Below are 18355 nucleotides of genomic sequence, written 5' to 3'. Positions count from 1 at the left end.
CCGGTGCGGGGCGGCTGTGCGGGACGGTGCTGAGCGGTCCCGGTGGCATGCTCGTCGCCGTGACAGTGCCCGTGCCCGTGCCCGCGCCGGACCCCGGGCCCGTGCCCGCCGGCGCCGGAGCCGTCGCGCGCCCGCCGTTCGCCACGGCTGCCGACGAGGCCGCGATGGCGCTGGCCCTCGACGAGGCCCGGGCCGCCCTGGAGACCGGGGACGTGCCGGTCGGCGCGGTCGTCGTCGCGGCGGACGGCACGGTCCTCGGCCGCGGGCGCAACCGGCGGGAGGCCGACGCCGACCCGACCGCCCACGCCGAGGTGCTGGCGCTGCGCGCGGCGGCCGCCGCGGTCGGTGAGTGGCGGCTGGCGGGGTGCTCGCTCGTGGTGACGCTCGAGCCGTGCCTCATGTGCGCGGGCGCGGCGGTCCTGGCGCGCGTGGGCCGGGTCGTCCTGGGGGCGTGGGACCCGAAGGCCGGGGCGTGCGGGTCGCAGTGGGACGTCGTGCGGGACCGGCGGCTCAACCACCGGCCGGAGGTCGTCGGCGGGGTGCGCGAGGCGGCGTCCGCGGAGCTGCTGCGCGCGTTCTTCGACGCGCACCGCGGTGCGGGGCCCGAGGAGCCGGACCGGCCGGTCGACGAGGTGCTGGTCGACGAGGTGCCGGTCGACGAGGTGCCGGTCGACGAGGTGCCGGTCGACGAGGTGCCGGTCGACGAGGGGCCGGGCGACCGGAGACCGGGTAGCGCGGGGTAGCGCCACCCGGCCCGGTCACGCGGGGGCCGCGGCGCCCGTCAGCGCCAGGCGGCGCGCTCGTACTGCACGGGCCACCCGGTCCGGCTGCCGTCGGTCACGACGGCCGCGTCGCCCGTGTGGGGCAGTGTGCCCAGGCGGACGCCGAGCGTGTGCGCGGCCCGCAGCGCCCACGACGGATCCTGCAGCGCCGCCCGCCCGACGAGGACCGCGTCCGCCGCGCCCTCCGCCAGCACCTTCTCGGCCTGCTCCGCCGTCGTGATGAGGCCGACGGCGGCGGTGGACAGGCCGGACCGCTCGCGGATCACCCGCGCGTGCTCGACCTGGTAGCCCGGGCCGACCGGGATGCTCGCCGGCGCGTTGCCGCCGGTCGAGACGTCGACCAGGTCGACGCCGTGGTCGGCCAGCACGCGCACGGTCTCGGCGACCTCGTCGAGCGTCAGCCCGCCCTCCACCCAGTCCGTCGCGGACACGCGCAGCAGCAGCGGCTTGGCGTCGGGCCACGCGTCGCGCACGGCGTCCACCGTCTCGACGACGAGGCGGGCGCGGTTCTCGAGGCTGCCGCCCCACGCGTCCGTGCGGTGGTTGGACAGGGGCGAGAGGAACTCGTGCAGCAGGTACCCGTGCGCGGCGTGCAGCTCGACGACGTCGAAGCCGGCCGCGTCGGCGCGCCGGGCCGCGGCGGCGAACGCGGCGGGGACGGCCCGCACCTCGTCGGCGGTCATGGCGGCCGGTGCCGCGTAGCCGGGGAACGGGTCCTCCGACGGGCCCACCGTCGGCCAGCCGCCGGCGGACGCCGGAACGCTGCCGTCGCCCTCGCCGAACGGGCGGTAGGTCGAGGCCTTGCGGCCGGCGTGCGCGAGCTGGACGCCGGACCGAGCGCCGCGGTCGGCGACGAACCGCGTGATCCGCGCCCACGCCTCGACCTGCCGCTCGTCCCACAGGCCCGTGTCCTGCGGGCTGATGCGGCCCTCGGGGACCACGGCCGTGGCCTCGGCGATGACGAGGCCGAAGCCGCCCGCGGCGCGCGCGCCGAGATGCACGAGGTGCCAGTCGCCGGGCACGCCGTCCGTGGCGCAGTACTGGCACATGGGGGGCAGCAGCACGCGGTTGCGCAGGGTGGTGCCGCGCAGGGTCAGGGGCTCGAACAGCAGGCTCATGCCCGGGCGAACACCGGCCGGGCCCGCACGTGTTCCCGGCCCGGGCGGGAGCGGCGGCCCCGGTGGTCGTCGGGCGTCAGGTCGGCGTCGGCAGCACCGCGTCGAGCCCGGCCAGCGTCTCGCTCGTCCCGGCGTGCAGCGTCACGGTCGCCAGGGCGTCGCCGCGCGTCGCCCCGCGGTTGACGACGACGACGGGCAGCCCTCCGGCCACCGCGTGCCGGACGAACCGCAGCCCCGACTGCACCGCGAGGGACGACCCGGCGACGAGCAGCGCGTCCGAGGCGTCGACGAGCGCGTAGGCGGCGTCCACCCGTGGGCGGGGGACCGTCTCGCCGAAGTAGACGATGTCCGGCTTGAGCATGCCGCCGCAGGGTCCCGGGCCGCCGTCCGGGTCCGCCGCCCAGCAGTCCTGGACGCGGAAGCCCTCCGTCTGCTCGATGACGGCGTCGGCGTCGGGGGCGATCTCCGGGTCGGACGGCGCGACGCGGGCGGCGAAGCCGGGGTTGAGCGCCTCGAGCCGCTCGGCGACCTCGCTGCGCGCGTACCGGGTGCCGCAGCGCAGGCACAGCACCTGGTCGTAGCGGCCGTGCAGGTCGATCACCCGCCGCGACCCGGCCACCTCGTGCAGCGTGTCGACGTTCTGCGTGACGATGCCCGTGACCACGCCGCGCGCCTCGAGGCGGGCCAGGGCGCGGTGCCCGGCGTTCGGCGCGGTGCGGCCCACGTGCTGCCAGCCCACGTGGTTGCGCGCCCAGTAGTGCCGCCGGTAGGCCGGGTCCCCGACGAAGTCCTGGAAGGTCATCGGGTTGCGCGGCGGCGACCCGGGGCCGCGGTAGTCGGGGATGCCCGAGTCGGTGGAGACGCCGGCGCCCGTGAGCACCGCGATCCGCCGCCCCGTCAGCACCTCCACGACGTCGTCGAACGTACCCGCGGCGGGCGACGGCACGTCCGGCACCGGCCGCCCCGCGCTCGTCCGCACCTGTCGCACCCGACCACCGTACGTCGGCCGCCGGACCCGGACGCGACGAGGGCCGGGACGCGACGAGGGACCGGACGCGACGAGGGACCGGACGCGACGAGGGGCGGACCCGCGCGCCGTGCGCACGGTTCCGCCCCTCGTCGTCGCGCGGAACACCGGGCGGCCGGTGCCCCGACGGGTCAGGCTCCGGTCAGGACCCGCCGCCCACGTTGTCGAAGGCGCGCTGCGCGGCCTCCTGCGCGTCGGCCAGCGCCTCCTCGGCGGTCTTGTCACCGAGCAGCGTCGCGGTGATGGCGTTGTTCAGCTCGTTCTGGATGTCCTGCCCGGCGGGGGAGGACCCGAACGTCTTGCCGTCGCCGACGACCTCGTAGTAGGTGCCAATGACCTGGTCGAAGTTCGCGTTGCCGCTCTCGCCGACGTACTGCTCGCGGATCGCCTGGTCGGCGGCGGGGGAGCCGGTGAAGAGGCCGGTGTTGATGCCGCCGTTCTCCTCCAGCGTCGCGGCGCGCGCCTCGCCGGCGGCCAGCCAGGCGTCCTGGGACGTCAGGTTGATCATCCACGCGCACGCGGCGTCGGGGTTCTGCGCGCCGGCGGGGATGACGAAGGCGGTGCCGGAGGCGACGGAGAACGGGTTGCCGTCCTTGTCCCGGAAGGGCACGGCCTCGATCTGGATCTGGTCGGCGTACGGGCCGAGGACGTTCGGGTACCACTGCGCGTTCACCTGGGCGCCCACCTGGTCGGTGACGAACTGGTTGTTGTCGCCGAAGGTGTCGAAGGAGTCCGTGAAGCTCTTCACCTGGGCGAACCCGCCCTGGGCGTCGGTGATCTGCTTGAGGTACTCCAGCGCCGCGACGTTCGCCGGGTCGTCCAGCGTGGGCACGCCCGCCTCGTCGTTCAGCCGCCCGCCCTGCCCCAGCACCCACAGGCCGCCCTGGCCGGTGGCGACGGGGTCGAAGCCCAGCGTCGTGGGGACCCCGCCCGACTCCTCGTACATCTTCTCGATCGCGCCCAGCAGGACCTCCGGCTGCGAGGTGTCGATCTCCTCGTTGGTGACCCCCGCGGCGTCCATGACGCGCTTGTTCAAGATGATCGCCGGCGGCTGGTAGAACTGCGGCACCGCCCAGACCTGGTCCTCGAAGGTCACGTCGTCGACGACGGAGGGGTAGTACTGCTCCCGCGGGTCGACGCCGCGCGCCTCGTAGCACTGGTCCAGCGGGACGATGAGGTCCTGCGCGGCGTACGTGGTGACGTAGCGGCGGTCCATCTGGACCACGTCCGGCACGTCGCCGCTGGCGATGCGGGTGGTGAACTTCTGCGCGTCGAAGGCGGTGGCGTCGAGCTGGATGTCCACGTCGGAGAGCTGCTCCTCGGCGTGGTCGAGGCGGGACTGGCCCACGTCGTCCGCGTTCTCGAAGCCCCAGGCGTTCAGCGCTCCGCTGGGCGCGGCGTCGGTGAACTCGGCCGAGCCGCCGCCCCCGCCTCCGCCGCCCTCACCCGCGTCGCCGCCGCCGCAGGCGGTCAGCACGAGGGCGGTCACGGGCAGGAGCACGATCGCGGCGCGTGCGCTCTTCCTCATCAGCGTTCTCCTTCGAACGGTCAGGCGGCCGGCGTCGTCGCCGTCACCGGCCGGCCCCGCGGTCGTCGTCGAGGCCGGGAGGGTGGTAACCATCCCACATCGCTCGACGCTAGTGCCCGGTCCCGGGCCCGACAAGACGCTAGCGGTCACGGCTCGGTCACGCCTGCCATGTCGCCTTTCGCCCCTGCGGCGGGCGGCGAGCAGGGGCTAGCGTGGGTGTGGCATCGATGCCACACCCCGGCCGCATCCGCGCTCCTCGCCGATGCTGCACCCGCACTGCTGGGATGCCCGACGACGGTCCCGACGGAGGTCGACCGCATGCGCGTCCGCGAGGTCCTGCTGCTCCCGCACACCCATCACGACGTCGGCTACACCCACAGTCCTCGTCTCGTCGACGCCGCGCACCTCGAGCAGGTCGGCGTCGTGCTCGACCTCGCCGAGACGGACCTCCCTGCCGGGCACGACCTCCCCGCCCGACCCGGCGCGCCCGACGCGTTCCGCTGGACGTTCGAGGTGGCGCGGCCCGTGCTGCGGTTCGTCGCCGGTGCCGACGAGCGCGACGTGGCGCGGCTGCGGCGCCTGGTCCGGGCGGGTCGCGTCGGCGTGACCGGCGGCTACCTCAACGCCACGACGCTGCCGTCGGCGGCCGAGCTCGACGCCGGCTACGAGGCCCTCGGCACCCTGCGCGCCGCGGGGATCGACGTGCGCACCGAGCAGCACGGCGACGTCAACGGCATCGCGTGGGGCGTGGTCGAGGGCATGCGCCGGGCGGGGCTGACCCGTCTGCTCATGGCCCTCAACCCCGACCACGGACGGCCGCCGCTGCCGCAGCCGTCCGCGTTCTGGTGGGAGGGCGTCTCCGGCGCGCGTGTGCTCGTCTGGCTGTCGACGCACTACGGCGTCGGGGAGGAGTGGGGGATCGTCGACGGGCGCGTGGAGCAGGCGGAGGCGGCGGTGACGGCCTTCGTCGCCGGGCTCGAGGCCCGCGGGGACCACCCCTTCACCACCGCGCTCGTGCACGCGGGCAACGACAACCGGTGGCCCACCGCGCGCTTCACGGACGTCGTGCGGCACTGGAACGCGCGGCACCCGGACGTGCCCATGCGCACCGCGACCGTCGACGAGGCGCTCGACGTGCTCGAGGCCCAGGCGCGGGCGGCGGGCGACGCGGTCCCCGTGCTGCACGGGGAGTGGTCGGACTGGTGGGCGCACGGCCACGGGTCGACCGCGCGGGAGCTGAGCGTCCACCGGGAGGCGCGCACCTTCGCGCTCGCGGCGGGGGCGAGCCACGGGCTGGCGAGGCTGCGGGGCGGCCCGGCGCCCGTGCCGGCGGAGGTCGTCGGCTACCGGCGGCTGCCGTGGCGGCTGCGCGACGCCGCGCACGTGGAGCGGGACCTCGCGCTGGTGGAGGAGGACCTGCTCCTGTTCGACGAGCACACGTGGGGCTCGTGGGAGTCCTTCTCGAAGCCCGCCTCGACGCTGAGCCACTCCGCGTGGACCGCGAAGCAGGCGTTCGTCTACGAGGCGTGGGACCTGGCGCGCGACCTGGCGGTCGAGGGCCTGGGCCGGCTGCTGGCCGCCGCGCCCGCGGAGCCCGGGGACGTCGACGGAACCCCGGCCGCGCCCGAGGCCGCCGGCGACGCCGCACGGCTCGTCGTCGTCAACCCCGTGGAGCGGGAGCGGACCGCGCCCGTGGAGGTCGAGGTGGCGGGCGCGCGGCGCGTGCGGGCCGTCGTCACGGTCCCGGCGTTCGGCGTCGCGGCGCTGCCCGTGCCCGCCGACCCCGTCGTCGTCGGGCCGGCGCGGGCGGTCGCGCTGGGCTCCTGGCACGCGCAGGTCGACCCCGGCCGCGGCGGGGTCGTGTCGCTGCGGCACGGGCCGACGGGCACGGAGCTCGTCGACGACACCGCGCCCGCCCCGCTCGGCGCGCTCGTCGTCGAGCGGCTGCCGGTGGGGTCCGCGCACCCGTTCCCACGCGAGCCGAAGCGGTTCCGCCCGGAGGACCCCGGACCGGCCTTCGACCGCGTGGTCGTCCCCTGCACCGGCGAGCCCGAGGTGACGCGCGGCGACGGCTGGGCCGCGATCGCCTGGGCGCTCGACCTCGCGGCGGTGGCGCCCGGGCTGCCGGCGGGGCTGCCGCCGACCCGCGTGCGCCTCGTGCTGCACGAGGGCACGGACCTCGTCGACCTCGAGGTCGCCCTGACCAAGCCGCCCGTGACCGGGCCGGAGAGCCTGCACGTCGCGTTCCCGTTCGCGGTGCCCGACGCCGCGTTCCGCTGCGAGACGGCCGGGGCCGTGTTCACCGCGGGCGACGAGCAGCTGCCGGCGACGAGCCGCGACTGGTACTCCGTGCAGCACGCGGTGGGCGTGGTGCCCCGCGCGGGCGCCGGGCCGGCGGTGCTGTGGGGCACGGTCGACGCGCCGCTCGTGCAGCTGGGGCGGATCCGCACGGGGGAATGGGTGGCGGACCTCGACCGGGGCCCGGGCCACCTGTACTCCTGGCTGCTGAACAACCTCCACTTCACGAACTTCCAGGCGACGCAGGACGCCACGCGCGCCTACCGCTACCGGTTCACCGTCGCGGAGGACGGGCTCACGGCAGTGGACGTGGCCGACCACGGACGGGACCTGGCGCTGCCGCTGCAGGCCCGGGCGGTCGACGCCGCGCCGGCCCTCGTCGGGCCGACGGGGCTCGTCGTGGCGCCCGCCGACGAGGTGCACACGGAGCTGCGCCCGCTGCCCGACGGGTCCGTGCGCGTGCGGCTGCGGGCGCCGGGCGACGCGCCCGTCGCGGCGACGGTGCGGTGGGCCGACGGCCCGGCCCACGCGGTGGAGGTGCCGGGTCACGGCCTCGCGGACGTGGTGCTGACCCCACCCCGCTGAGCCGACCGGGTGAACCGCGGCGCCGGCGGGCCGGGCCGTACAACGATCCGCGTCCGGTGGTCGTCCTGGCGTCGAGGTCGGACGGTCCGGCCCACCGCCCGACCCGGAGACACCATGGCCCTGCGCCGCACCCTGTCCGCCCTGACCATCCTCGCCCTCGCCGCCGGCCTGGCCGCCGCCGTCGCCCCCGCCGCGGCCGGCGCCGCGGGCACCGCCGGCCTGGTCGCCGGCGAGACCCTGACGGCCGGGCAGGGGTTGTCGCAGGCGGTGACGAGCACCGTCGGGTTCGGGGTCACCGGCCTGCGCCTGGAGATGCAGAGGGACGGGAACCTCGTCGCGTACGCGACCTTCGCGGGCTCGAAGGCCGGTGAGCCCTTCGACGAGTGGCCCGTGTGGCAGTCGGGCACGGCAGGCAGCCCGGGGGCCTACCTCGCGGTGCAGCGTGACGGCAACGCCGTGGTCTACGACGCCGCGGGAACGCACGCCCTGTGGCAGTCGGGGACCGCCGGGGGGCCCGGTGCCGCCCTCGTCCTGCAGACGGACGGCAACGTGGTGGTCTACGACACGAGCGGGACGGCGCGGTGGCAGTCGGGGACGTCCTTCGGCCGCACGGTGCTCACGACGACCGACCCGGCGCTCCTGCCGGGGCAGGCGCTCGTCGACGTGGCGGACGCGACGGATCCCCAGGCGCACGACTCGTCCCTGACGATGCAGGGCGACGGCAACCTCGTCCTCACGCTCGACGGACGCCCGTACTGGCAGTCCGGTACCGCCGGGCACCCCGGCGCCTACGCCGTGCTGCAGCGCGACGGCAACGTCGTCGTCTACGACGCCGCGGGGCGCACGCCCCTGTGGCAGTCGGCGACCTCGGTGCCCTCGGGTCACGAGATGCTCCTCGTGCTCGAGGGGGGCGGCTGGCTCGTGCTGTTCGACGACACGGCGAACTTCTCCTCCGTCGTGGTGGAGGGCCGCTACTGCGGCTGCTGAGCACGTCGGCGTCGTAGGGTCCGCGCGCGGAGCGGCGCGCACGTGGGTGGTTTTACGGGCGAGCGGTCGGGAGCAGGGGGACGGGTGCACGCGGGGGACGAGGTGGTGGCCGCGCTCGTGCGCGAGCGCGGCCGCGGGCTGGTGGCGTACGCCTACCTGCTCACGGGCCGCATGGGCGAGGCGGAGGACGTGGTGCAGGACGCGCTCGTCAAGACGGTGGTCCGCGCGCGCGACGGCGTGGACCTCGACCTCGCCGAGGCGTACGTCCGGCGCGCGATCCTCACGACCTTCGTCGACGGGCACCGGCGCCGGCGGCGGTGGCAGGACCTCCTGCCGCGGCTCGGCGCCGAAAGCGACCGGCCCGCCCCGGACGCGGCGGACCGCGTCACCGCCCAGGTGGCGGTCCGCGCCGCGCTGGCCACGCTGCCGCGGCGTGAGCGCGCGTGCGTCGTCCTGCGGTTCTACGAGGACCTGTCCGTGCCGGAGATCGCCGGGGAGCTGGGCGTCAGCGAGGGTGCGGTGAAGCGGTACCTGCACACGGGGACCCGGCGGCTGGAGGAGCAGCTCGGCGCCCTGGCGCCCACGGCCCAGGACGACGACGACGAGAGGAGCCGCGCATGAGCCGCGACCTGGGCCGGGCGCTGCGCGAGCTGGCCGACGACGCGTCCGCGGCCGCAGCACCCCTGCCGGTCGACCGGGTCCTCGCGCGGCGCCGGCGGCGACGGGCCGGGCGGGCCGCCGCCGTGACGGCCGTGACGGGCGTCGCCGTGGGCGCGATGGTCGTCACGGGTCTGGCGTTCGCGGGGCGGCCCAGCACCGTCGCGCCGGCGGACCCGACCCCGACGGCGAGCGCGGCCACGGGGGCGCCGGTGTGCGGTGACGCCGCGCCGACGGCCACGCCCGGGGGTGCGCTCGTCCTCGACGCACCCGGCACCGCGGTCGCCGGGGAGCCCGTCCGGGTGGCGGGCACGCCCGCGTCCGGGACCGGGGTGCCCGCGCCGTCGTCGGTCACGCTCGTGGCGCTGCAGGGGGGCGCCGTGGTCGGGACCGGCGACGCGCGGGGCGCGCTCGGGGCAGCCGGCTCGGGGACGGCGGCGAGGTCCGGGTCGGAGGTCCGGCTCGGTGCCTGCGCCTCGTCAGGGGCGCCGGCCGGGGCCGACCCGCTGCCGGCCGGTCGGTACGACCTCGTGCTCGTGGTGGCGGACCCGGCCGGGACGCTCGTGAGCGCGCCGGTGCCGGTCGAGCTCACGGCGGCGGCTCCCGCGGCGCCGGCCACCACGGCTGCGGCCCCGCCGCCGCCCACCGTCGAGGAGGCGATCGCCGCGCGGCCGCTGCAGGACCCGTTCGTCATGCGCACCGACGGGAGGACCGCGCTGACCTCCGACGCGTCCGCGTCCGGCGACGTGCTCGAGGACGGCGACTTCTTCGCCATGGTGAGGTCCTTCGACGAGGCCGCCGGGACGATCGACGTCGACATCGCGATCCTGTACGCCGGGCAGGACGCCGACGACCGGGCCCGCGCCGCGTCGCCCGGCGCGGACCCGGCCGAGGTGTACGCGCCGAACGGGCTCGAGATCGTGAACGACGTCGAGCGCGTCCGGACGCTGCCGCTCGCGCCCGACGTGGTGGTCACCGGCGTGTGCGAGCCCGGGGGCGGCGGCATGGAGCTCGTCGCGACCTCCCTGCCCGCCCTGGCCGACGGACTCGACGCCGCGGACGGGTGCGGCGAGGGCGGCAGCAGCCGCCTCGGGTCGTCGTGGTTCTGGGTCGACGTGCGCGCCGGGGTCGTCGTCCAGGTCGTCGGCCAGTACACGCCCTGAGGCTGGCGGCCGTGCCCGACGCGCCCGCCTCAGGCGAGGGGCGCGTCGGGCACGGGGGCCGGCTCGCCGTCGCGGCGGTCCGCCGGGTCCGTGACGCCGCCCGAGAGCACCCGCTCGGACAGGCTCAGCGCGCCCGCGTCGTCGGGGACCTCCCCGGGCGGCGCCGCGTCCCGCCGGGCGGCGGCGCGGTCACCGGCGGGGTCGTCGCCGTCCGGTCCCGGCGCCGTGCCCAGCGGCCGCTCGACGAGGTCCACCTCGACGACGTCCCGCGACCGGTCGGCGGGCACGAGCCACGTCCGCACCGCGTACGGCGTCAGGTCCGCCTCGATCGTCCGCCCGACGAGGGGCAGCTCCAGCCGCGCGTGCGCGGTCGTGCCGCGGGTCTCCAGCGCGCGCACGACGAGGTCCGTGCCGCCGGGGCCGTCCGTGGCGTCCTCGGTGCCCTTGAGCGCCGTCACCATGACGGCGCCGCCGCCGTCGGAGGCGAACGAGCGCCGCCGCGGCAGCGGACCGGGGTGGAAGGACTCGAGCTGCGCGCGCACGGACTGGCCGAGCTCCTCGGCCCGGCGGGCGGGGTCGCCCGCGTGCCGGTCCCCGTCGTGCGGGACGAGCTCGTAGGCGAACCGCTGCACGCCCTGGTCCTGGTAGGTGTACACGTCCTCCCCCTGCAGGAGGCGGGGGTCGTGCCAGGCGTAGACGGGGCTGCGGACGGCCGTGACGCCGATGCTCGGCTGCTCCCCGGGGGAGACGTCCCAGCCGTGCTTGTCCCGCATCACGACGGTGAGCCCCGCGGGTCGGCCGTCGAGCGTCCCCGTCAGGTCCACCCAGCCCTGCGCGGGCTCCTCCGCGCCGTCGACGGGACGCTCGACCTCCGCGAACGGGATGCCGAACCGGGCCCGCGGGGACGCCAGCGCGGTGGGGAAGCGGAGCTTGAGCAGGTGCGCGGGCTCGTGCCAGTCCAGGGTGGCGTCCACGCGCAGCACCGCGGAGTCGTGGTCGAGCACGAGCTCCTCGACGAGCGTGGACCCGCCCCAGGCGCGCTCCACGCGGAGCCGGGCCCGCAGGGGGCCGCGCTCGCGGACGACGACGCGCGTCGTCGCCATGTCCTCCCCGGGCCAGGCGTACGACACGACCCGGTGCCCCCAGGTGTCGGTGGGGTCGGCGCAGACCTGGGTGTGCGGGGCGCCGGCCGTGCCGGCCACGACGTCCAGGCCCGTCGCCTTGACGAGGTACGAGCGCAGCCAGCCCGTGACGGGGTCGAGCTCGACGCGCACGAGGTCGTTCTCCAGCACGCCCTCGTCGACGTGCAGGGGCTGCGGCGGACCGGCGCTCCACGGGCCGGCGGCCGGCTCCGGCGCGAACCGGACCCGGTGCAGCCGGTAGCCCAGCGCGGGCACCTCGGCGCGGAAGACGAGCGCGCCACGGCCCGTCTGGTTCGTCGTCGCCCGCGACTGCACGGGCTGGGAGACGACGGCGGCGCCCTCGTCGTCGACGACGTGCACCGCGCCGGTGACGGAGCCGTGGTGCAGCTCCACGTCCGCGGACACGGGCCAGGGGTGCGGGTTGAGCACGAGGACGGGCTGCGACGCCTCCTCGAACGGCACGTCGACCTGCCGGGCGAGCACGTTGTGGGCGCGGACGACGACGCGCTTGGCCACCGCCACCGCCGCGCCCAGCTGGTCCCGGGCGTCGTCGTACGCCGACTCGATCGCCGAGCCGGGCAGCACGTCGTGGAACTGGTTGAACAGGACCTGCTTCCACGCGCCCTCGAGCTCGGCGCGCGGGTAGGGCACCTCGTCGTGCACCGCGACGACGGCCGCCCAGCGCTCGGCGGTGAGCAGGGCGTGCTGGGCGCGGCGCTGCCAGGCCTTGATGCCCGAGTGCGCCGAATAGCAGCCCGGCGCGTGGTGCTGCAGGTCGTCGGCGCGCACGGGCAGGGCGTCGAGCGCCTCCGGGCCGCGCGCGAGGACCGTGTCGAGGTAGGTGCGGGGGTCCGACATCCGCAGGCGGCCGAAGGAGCCCATCCGGTCGAACCGGTGGATGGACTCGATGTTCGCGATGGTGGGGCCGCCGCCGTGGTTGCCGACGCCGTAGAGCACCATGACGTCGCCCAGCGAGCGGTCGAGCTGGCCGAGCGACTTGTCGACCTGGAAGTCGACCGGTCCGGGCGCGCTGCCGTACTCGAAGGGGATGCGGTAGGCCAGGACGCGCGAGCCGTCGGGCGCCTGCCACCAGAAGAGCGTCCCGTCGAGGTCGGACTCGTGCGGCCCCGGGCGCAGGAACAGGTAGGAGTCCATGCCCTGGCCGCGCAGCACGGTCGGCAGCGACGCGCTGTGGCCGAAGGGGTCGACGTTCATGCCGACGGTGGCGGGCCGGCCGAAGCGGGACTGCAGCCACCGCTGCCCGACGAGCCCCTGCCGGACGAAGGACTCGCCCATGGGCATGTTGCAGTCCGGCTCGACCCACCAGCCGCCGACGTTCACCCAGCGCCCCTCGGCCACCCGCTGCCGGATGCGCGCGAAGAGGTCGGGGTCGGACTCCTCGACCCACGCGAGCAGCACCACCTGGTCGCACGTGAAGACGAAGTCCGGGTACTCGTCCATCCGCTGGATGGCGGACCAGAAGGTCGCGCGGGCCTCCTGGTAGCCCTCCTGCCACGGCCAGAGCCACACGGGGTCGATGTGGGAGTTGCCGATCATGTGGATGGTCCGGTCCGGCGTCGCGACGGGGCGCGGCGCGTCGCCGAGGTCGGCCGGCTGGCGGCCCGCCGGCGCGTTGGCCACCGGCGCGCTCCGCGGTGCGCCGCCGACCGGCCCGCGCCGGGTCCCATCCCTCGGACGACGGGTGCCGCCCACCGGTCGGTCGTCGGGGCCGGTCATGCCGACGCCACCGCTGCGCTGCCCATGTCGCTCCTCGTGCGTCGCCCTGTGCGCCCTCGCGCGGGACCGGTCCGCTCAGGTGCAATCGTTCCCAGGTTGTGCGGGAGAGCGCAAGTCCGCCGGGCACCGAATGTCCGTCCCTGCACATCGAGCACGACGGTTGTGCGACCGGGGACAACCTGTCCATCGGTCGCGGCCCGGGGGCACCGCCGCCTACGGTGGTGCCACCCTCGGGCAGGAGGGATGCGGGTGCGGTAGGGCGCCGGTACGCGGGCACGGCAGGCGGGGGCGGCGGATGGGCACGGGGCTGGAGCAGGGCGCGGCGCCCTCGACCCCGGCGGCGGAGCTGCCGACCGCGGCGCAGTGGCGGCTTGACTCCCTCGGCGGGCTGAGCGGTCTGCGGGCCGGGCTGCGGTCGGCCATCAACGAGGCCGCGGGGCGCGACGAGGAGGTCCCGCTCGACGACGTGCCGGAGCACCTCGCGCTCGTCGCGACGGAGCTGGCGACGAACGCGCTCGCGCACGCCCTGCCGCCGACGCTCGTGCGGCTGCGGACCGACGGGTCCACCTTCGTTCTCGAGGTGCTCGACCACGACCTCGACGAGGCGCCGGCGATCCCCGACACGCGCGCACCCGGGCAGGGCGGCTACGGGCTGCTGCTGGCGCAGCGCCTCGCCGCCGACGTCGGCTGGTACCGCGAGAGGTCGTCGAAGACGGTGTGGGCGCTGTTCACGCTGCCGGGCGTGACGCCGCCCCTGACGCCGGACGCGACCGACGCGCGGCCCGACGACCCCGCGTGAGCCGCACGTCCTGCACCAGCCGGTAGCCGCCGTCGGGGGTGCGCGCGTCCTCGAGGCGCGCGGCGGCCGCCGCGCGGACGCCGTCGCGCTCGTCCGCGGGTACGAGGTCCCACATGCGCCGCTGCCCGTGCGAGCGGGTCCAGCGCTCCCAGGTCGCCAGGTCGGGCAGGTCGAGCGCCTGCGCGTGGTGCTCCGTGCGGACGTCGACGAGGCCCGCGTCCGCCAGGAGCCCGGCGACGCCGTCGTCGGTCGCGAAGGGACCGCGCGTCCCGGCCGTGCGCGCGTCGAGGAGCCCCTGCGGCAGCCACGGCGTGAAGACGTCGTCGAGCCGCTCCCACGCGGCGTCGCGAGGACCGAACGTCGAGACCGCCAGCGTGCCGCCGGGGCCCAGCAGCGCCGCCCAGCGCCGGACGGCGGCGGCGGGGTCCGGCAGGAAGAACAGGACGAGCGAGGCGACGACGACGTCCGCCGTGCCGGGGGCCACCGGCGGGTCCGTCGCGTCGGCCTGCACCACCCGGACGTGGTGCACCCCCCGGCGCTCGACGTCCCGCGCGGTCGCCGCCACCATCCCGGCCGCCAGCTCGATCCCGAGCACGGTCCCCGTCGGCCCGACGGCCTCCGCGAGCGGTCCGAGCGCCGCCCCGCGCCCCGTGCCGAGGTCGACCGCGTGCTGCCCGGGGCGCGGCGCCGCGAGAGCGACCAGCGCCCGCGCGATGGGCGTGAACCACGGCACGCCGACGGCGTCGTAGGTGCCGGCGACCCGGTCGAAGAGCGCGACCGCCTCGGCGTTGCGGCGGTCCGGCCCGGTGGCGTCCACGCCGCCACTGTCCTCCCCGGCGGGCGTCGGCGGTAGACCCGCCGCGTGGGCTCCGCCACCCCCGGGGCCCAGCGCGCGCGCCCGGTCGCGGCGCCTCCTACGCTCCGTGCGTGCAGATGGTGCGACGCCTCGCGGTGACCCTGGTGGGTGCCGCCCTCCTCCTCCTCGGGCTGGCCATGATGGTGCTGCCCGGCCCGGGCATCCTCGGCATCGTCGCCGGTCTGGCGGTGCTCGCCTCGGAGTACGTGTGGGCGCGGCGGCTGCTCGTGCGCGCGAAGGACAAGGCGGAGGAGGCCCAGCGGGCCGCGGTCGCCTCGCCGGTGCGCACCGGGGCGAGCCTCGTGTTCGCGCTCGGCATGGTCGTCGTCGGCACGCTCATGGTGCTCGTCGAGGACGTCGCGTGGCCCCTGCTCGAGGGCCCGCTCGACACCGTGTGGAGCCCGGTGACGGGCACGATCCTCGTCGTGACGGGTCTGGTGCTGGCGACGACGACCGTCGTCACGCTGCGCTCGGCGCGCGGGACGCCGAGCACGTGGTCGCCCGCCGCACCGGGTACCGGGGCCACCCGGCTCGAGCGGCGCGAGCGGGTCGACCCCGCCTGACGCCTCGGCGCCCGTCCAGCCCAGCCCTCAGGCGCGCGCCAGCCGCAGCGTGACGACCTGGAACGGCCGCATCGTCAGCGCGACCGCCCCCTCGTCCGCCCGGCGGGCCGGGTCTGCGGGGTCCACCGGCTCCAGCGGGGACAGCGCCGCCACGGCAGGCTCGTCGCGCTCGTGCAGGTCCACCACGCGGGCGCCGCTCGTCGGGAAGCCGGGACGCACCACGACCCGGCCGCGGCCGCCCAGGGACTCGTACAGCCGCACGACGACGTCGCCCGAACCGTCGTCGGCCAGCTTCACGGCCTCCACCACCGCGCCGCCGCCCTCGACGACGACGAGCGGCGCCACCGGCGCGGCACCGCGCCGGGTCCGCACCGGCAGGTTCGCGCGGTAGCCCTCGACGACGGCGTCGTCGATGCCGGCGCCGGGCACGAGCGCGTAGCGCAGCACGTGCCGGCCCTGGTCCGTGCCCGGGTCGGGGAACAGGGGCGCGCGCAGCAGCGACAGCCGGACCGTCGTCGCGCCGGGGCCGCGGGCGTCGCCGGGCCCGGGCCGGACGACCTCGTGGCCGTAGGTGGCGGCGTTCACGAGCGCGACCCCGTATCCCGGCTCGCCGACGTGCAGCCACCGGTGGGCGCAGACCTCGAAGCGGGCGGCGTCCCACGAGGTGTTCGTGCGCGCGTCGCGGTGGACATGGCCGAACTGGGTCTCGGCCGTCGAGCGGTCGGCGTGGACGGCCAGCGGGAACGCCGCCTTCAGCAGGTGCTCGCGCTCGTGCCAGTCCACCTCGAGGGTGAGGTCGACGCGGCGCCGCCCGGCCGGCAGCGCCACGGTCTGCACGTACCGGGAGGCGCCGTCGCGCCGCTCGACGACGACGCGCGGACAGGCAGGGTCGGCGGCGTCGAGGCGGACCTACTCGAGGGCGCGCAGCTCGCGCACCCGGTGCCGGTAGTGCTCGTCGACGTCCCACGCGTCGAACCGCACGGGCTGGTCGGGGTGCAGCTGCAGGACGTTGGCGGCCGTGCCCGGGGGCAGGACCTCCCTGCCGGCGACGAGGTCGCGCACTGCGCCGATCGTGCCGTCGCCGTCGACGCGCACTCGCAGCAGGCCGTCGTCGAGCTCGAACCCGCCGTCGTCGAGCGCCCGGACCGCCACGGGGGCGGTGACGGGGTGCGCGGGGGCGGCTCCGAGCGCCGGCACCTCGTCGAGCGCGTGCGGGGCGGCGTTGAAGGCGAGCGGCAGGTCCCCGGTCCCCGCGAGCGCGGTCTGGGCGGCGTCGACCAGGGCCTCGAGCTCCGCGGCCAGGCGCGCGTACGTGGCGCGGGCCTCGGCGTGCACCCAGGCGATGGACGAGCCGGGCAGGATGTCGTGGAACTGCAGCAGGAGGGCGTCCTGCCACGCCCGGTCGAGCGCCGCGTGCGGGTACGGCGCGCCGGTGCGGACGGCCGCGGTGGCGCACCACAGCTCCGCCTCCCGCAGCAGGTGCTCCGTGCGGCGGTTGCCCTCCTTCATCGCGTGCTGGCTCGTGTACGTCCCGCGGTGGAACTCGAGGTACAGCTCCCCGGACCACACGGGGGCGTCGGCGTACTCCTCGCGCGCCGCGGCGAAGAAGGCGGCCGGGCTCTCGATCCGCACGCGCGGAGAGCCCTCAAGGTCCGCGACGCGGCGGGCCACCTCGAGCATCTCGCGCGTCGGCCCGCCGCCGCCGTCGCCGTAGCCGAACGGCAGAAGGCTGCGGGTCGCGCCGCCGTGGTCGGCGAAGGTGCGGACCCCGTGCGCCAGCTCCGCGGCGGACAGCGTCGAGCCGTAGGTCTCGGGTCAAGTCCCCGGTCGTGGTGTGTGACGGCTGCCGCGTGACCTTCATTGGTTAGGCGCTGAGCGCCGGGAGTTGGGGCGGGGTGACCTCCTGCGGGTCGGGGACGGCGGTCAGGCGGGCGCGGCCAAGGACGTCCAGTGCGAGGTAGCGGCGTCCCTCGGCCCATTCGTCGTGCTGCTCGGCCAGGACGGCGCCGAGCAGGCGGATGATCGAGGTGCGGTCGGGGAAGATTCCCACGACGTCGGTGCGCCGGCGGATCTCCCTGTTCAGCCTCTCGTTGGGGTTGTTGGACCAGATCTGGCGCCAGACCTCCTTGGGGAAGGACGTGAACGCCAGGACGTCGGCCCGGGCGGCCTCGAGGTGGTCCGCGACGGCCGGGAGCTTGTCGGCGACGGCGTCCAGGAGCCGGTCGAACTGGGCGTGTACCGCGTCGGTGTCGGGCTGGTCGTAGACGGAGTGCAGCATGGTCTTGACCCACGGCCAGGAGCTCTTAGGGCAGGTGCTCATGAGGTTCGCGGCGTAGTGGGTGCGGCACCGCTGCCAGGTCGCCCCGGGCAGGGTCGCACCGATCGCGGCGACCAGCCCGGAGTGCGCGTCGGAGGTCACCAGCTTCACGCCGGTCAGGCCCCGGGCGGTCAGGTCCCGGAAGAACGCCAGCCACCCGGCGCCGTCCTCGGCGGTCGAGACGTCGATGCCGAGGATCTCCCGGTGCCCGTCGTTGTTGACACCGGTGGCGACCATGACCGCGATGTTGACGACGCGTCCGCCCTCACGGACCTTCACGCTCAGGGCGTCGGCGGCAACGAACGTGTAGGGGCCGGCGTCCAGTGGGCGGGTGCGGAACGCGGCGACCTGCTCGTCGAGGTCGGCGGCCATGCGTGAGACCTGCGACTTGCTCAGCCGGGTGATCCCGAGGGACTCGACCAACTTGTCCATCCGCCGGGTCGAGACGCCCAGGAGGTAGCAGGTCGCGACCACCGAGGTCAGGGCCGCCTCGGCCCGGCGTCGGCGCTCCAGCAGCCAGTCCGGGAAGTAGGTCCCGGCGCGCAGCTTGGGGATCGCCACGTCGATCGTGCCGACCCGGGTGTCGAAGTCCCGATGCCGGTAGCCGTTGCGGGTGTTGACCCGCTCGGTGCTGCGGGCACCGTACTCGGCGCCGCAGATCGCGTCCGCCTCAGCACCCATCAGAGTGTCGATGAAGACGCCGAGCAGCTCACGCAGCAGATCGGGGCTGGCGGTGGCCAGGTGCTCGTGCAAGAAGCGGGCAGGGTCCAGACTGGGTCCAGCGGTCATCGCGGGT

At 76.3% G+C, this 18355-nt stretch carries 12 protein-coding genes and 2 pseudogenes; 7 read left to right on the top strand and 7 right to left on the bottom strand.

The window, feature by feature from the left end:
- Positions 1–59: 59 nt before the first annotated feature.
- Positions 60–596: pseudogene (locus tag AC2TDM_RS16000) on the top strand (nucleoside deaminase); the annotation flags it as partial.
- 185 nt (positions 597–781) lie between these two features.
- Here the strand turns inward: AC2TDM_RS16000 and AC2TDM_RS15995 are convergent.
- From AC2TDM_RS15995 to AC2TDM_RS15985, 3 genes are all read right to left on the bottom strand, one after another.
- Positions 782–1900, bottom strand: a complete 1119-nt coding sequence (locus tag AC2TDM_RS15995; protein WP_484635282.1) for an NADH:flavin oxidoreductase/NADH oxidase — start codon at positions 1898–1900, stop codon at positions 782–784.
- Between the two features lie 76 nt (positions 1901–1976).
- Complete coding sequence (locus AC2TDM_RS15990; RefSeq protein ID WP_484636484.1) at positions 1977–2879, bottom strand: Sir2 family NAD-dependent protein deacetylase; 903 nt, start codon at positions 2877–2879, stop codon at positions 1977–1979.
- A 190-nt stretch (positions 2880–3069) separates the two neighbouring features.
- The gene (locus AC2TDM_RS15985; protein ID WP_090034149.1) at positions 3070–4455 is read right to left on the bottom strand and encodes an ABC transporter substrate-binding protein; all 1386 of its coding nucleotides are present in this window, start codon (positions 4453–4455) and stop codon (positions 3070–3072) included.
- Between the two features lie 318 nt (positions 4456–4773).
- Between AC2TDM_RS15985 and AC2TDM_RS15980 the strand changes: the two genes are divergently transcribed.
- From AC2TDM_RS15980 to AC2TDM_RS15965, 4 genes are all read left to right on the top strand, one after another.
- A complete protein-coding gene (locus AC2TDM_RS15980; RefSeq protein WP_484635281.1) occupies positions 4774–7338 on the top strand; it encodes a hypothetical protein in 2565 nt (854 codons plus the stop codon).
- Positions 7339–7452: 114 nt separating this feature from the next.
- On the top strand, positions 7453–8325 hold the full coding sequence (locus AC2TDM_RS15975; protein ID WP_484635280.1) for a hypothetical protein: 873 nt from the start codon (positions 7453–7455) through the stop codon (positions 8323–8325).
- A gap of 84 nt (positions 8326–8409) precedes the next feature.
- Positions 8410–8946, top strand: a complete 537-nt coding sequence (locus tag AC2TDM_RS15970) for a sigma-70 family RNA polymerase sigma factor (protein ID WP_484635279.1) — start codon at positions 8410–8412, stop codon at positions 8944–8946.
- Complete coding sequence (locus AC2TDM_RS15965) at positions 8943–10145, top strand: hypothetical protein (protein ID WP_484635278.1); 1203 nt, start codon at positions 8943–8945, stop codon at positions 10143–10145. Before AC2TDM_RS15970 ends, AC2TDM_RS15965 begins: the two co-directional genes overlap by 4 nt.
- A 29-nt stretch (positions 10146–10174) precedes the next feature.
- Here the strand turns inward: AC2TDM_RS15965 and AC2TDM_RS15960 are convergent, their stop codons facing one another.
- Complete coding sequence (locus AC2TDM_RS15960; protein WP_484635277.1) at positions 10175–12928, bottom strand: alpha-mannosidase; 2754 nt, start codon at positions 12926–12928, stop codon at positions 10175–10177.
- 391 nt (positions 12929–13319) lie between these two features.
- Between AC2TDM_RS15960 and AC2TDM_RS15955 the strand changes: the two genes are divergently transcribed.
- The gene (locus AC2TDM_RS15955; RefSeq protein ID WP_090034159.1) at positions 13320–13823 is read left to right on the top strand and encodes an ATP-binding protein; all 504 of its coding nucleotides are present in this window, start codon (positions 13320–13322) and stop codon (positions 13821–13823) included.
- On the opposite strand, the gene AC2TDM_RS15950 is transcribed toward AC2TDM_RS15955, so the two are convergent.
- Entirely contained in the window at positions 13753–14640 is an 888-nt protein-coding gene (locus AC2TDM_RS15950) for a class I SAM-dependent methyltransferase (protein ID WP_484635276.1), read from the bottom strand. The two genes, AC2TDM_RS15955 and AC2TDM_RS15950, sit on opposite strands and share 71 nt — an antisense overlap.
- 116 nt (positions 14641–14756) lie before the next feature.
- On the opposite strand from AC2TDM_RS15950, the gene AC2TDM_RS15945 reads away from it, so the two are divergent.
- Positions 14757–15242: a PGPGW domain-containing protein gene (locus AC2TDM_RS15945; RefSeq protein WP_090034161.1), complete on the top strand. Its 486-nt coding sequence runs from the start codon at positions 14757–14759 to the stop codon at positions 15240–15242.
- Between the two features lie 27 nt (positions 15243–15269).
- On the opposite strand, the pseudogene AC2TDM_RS15940 reads toward AC2TDM_RS15945, so the two are convergent.
- A pseudogene (locus tag AC2TDM_RS15940) lies at positions 15270–17039 on the bottom strand (alpha-mannosidase); the annotation flags it as partial.
- 67 nt (positions 17040–17106) lie between these two features.
- A complete protein-coding gene (locus AC2TDM_RS15935) occupies positions 17107–18348 on the bottom strand; it encodes an IS256 family transposase (RefSeq protein WP_484635275.1) in 1242 nt (413 codons plus the stop codon).
- Between the last annotated feature and the right edge of the window lie 7 nt (positions 18349–18355).

It is taken from the genome of Cellulomonas sp. plas2 (assembly GCF_057221735.1).
Note: the sequence above shows the minus strand (reverse complement) of the source record. Positions and strands in the feature narration are given on the sequence as shown.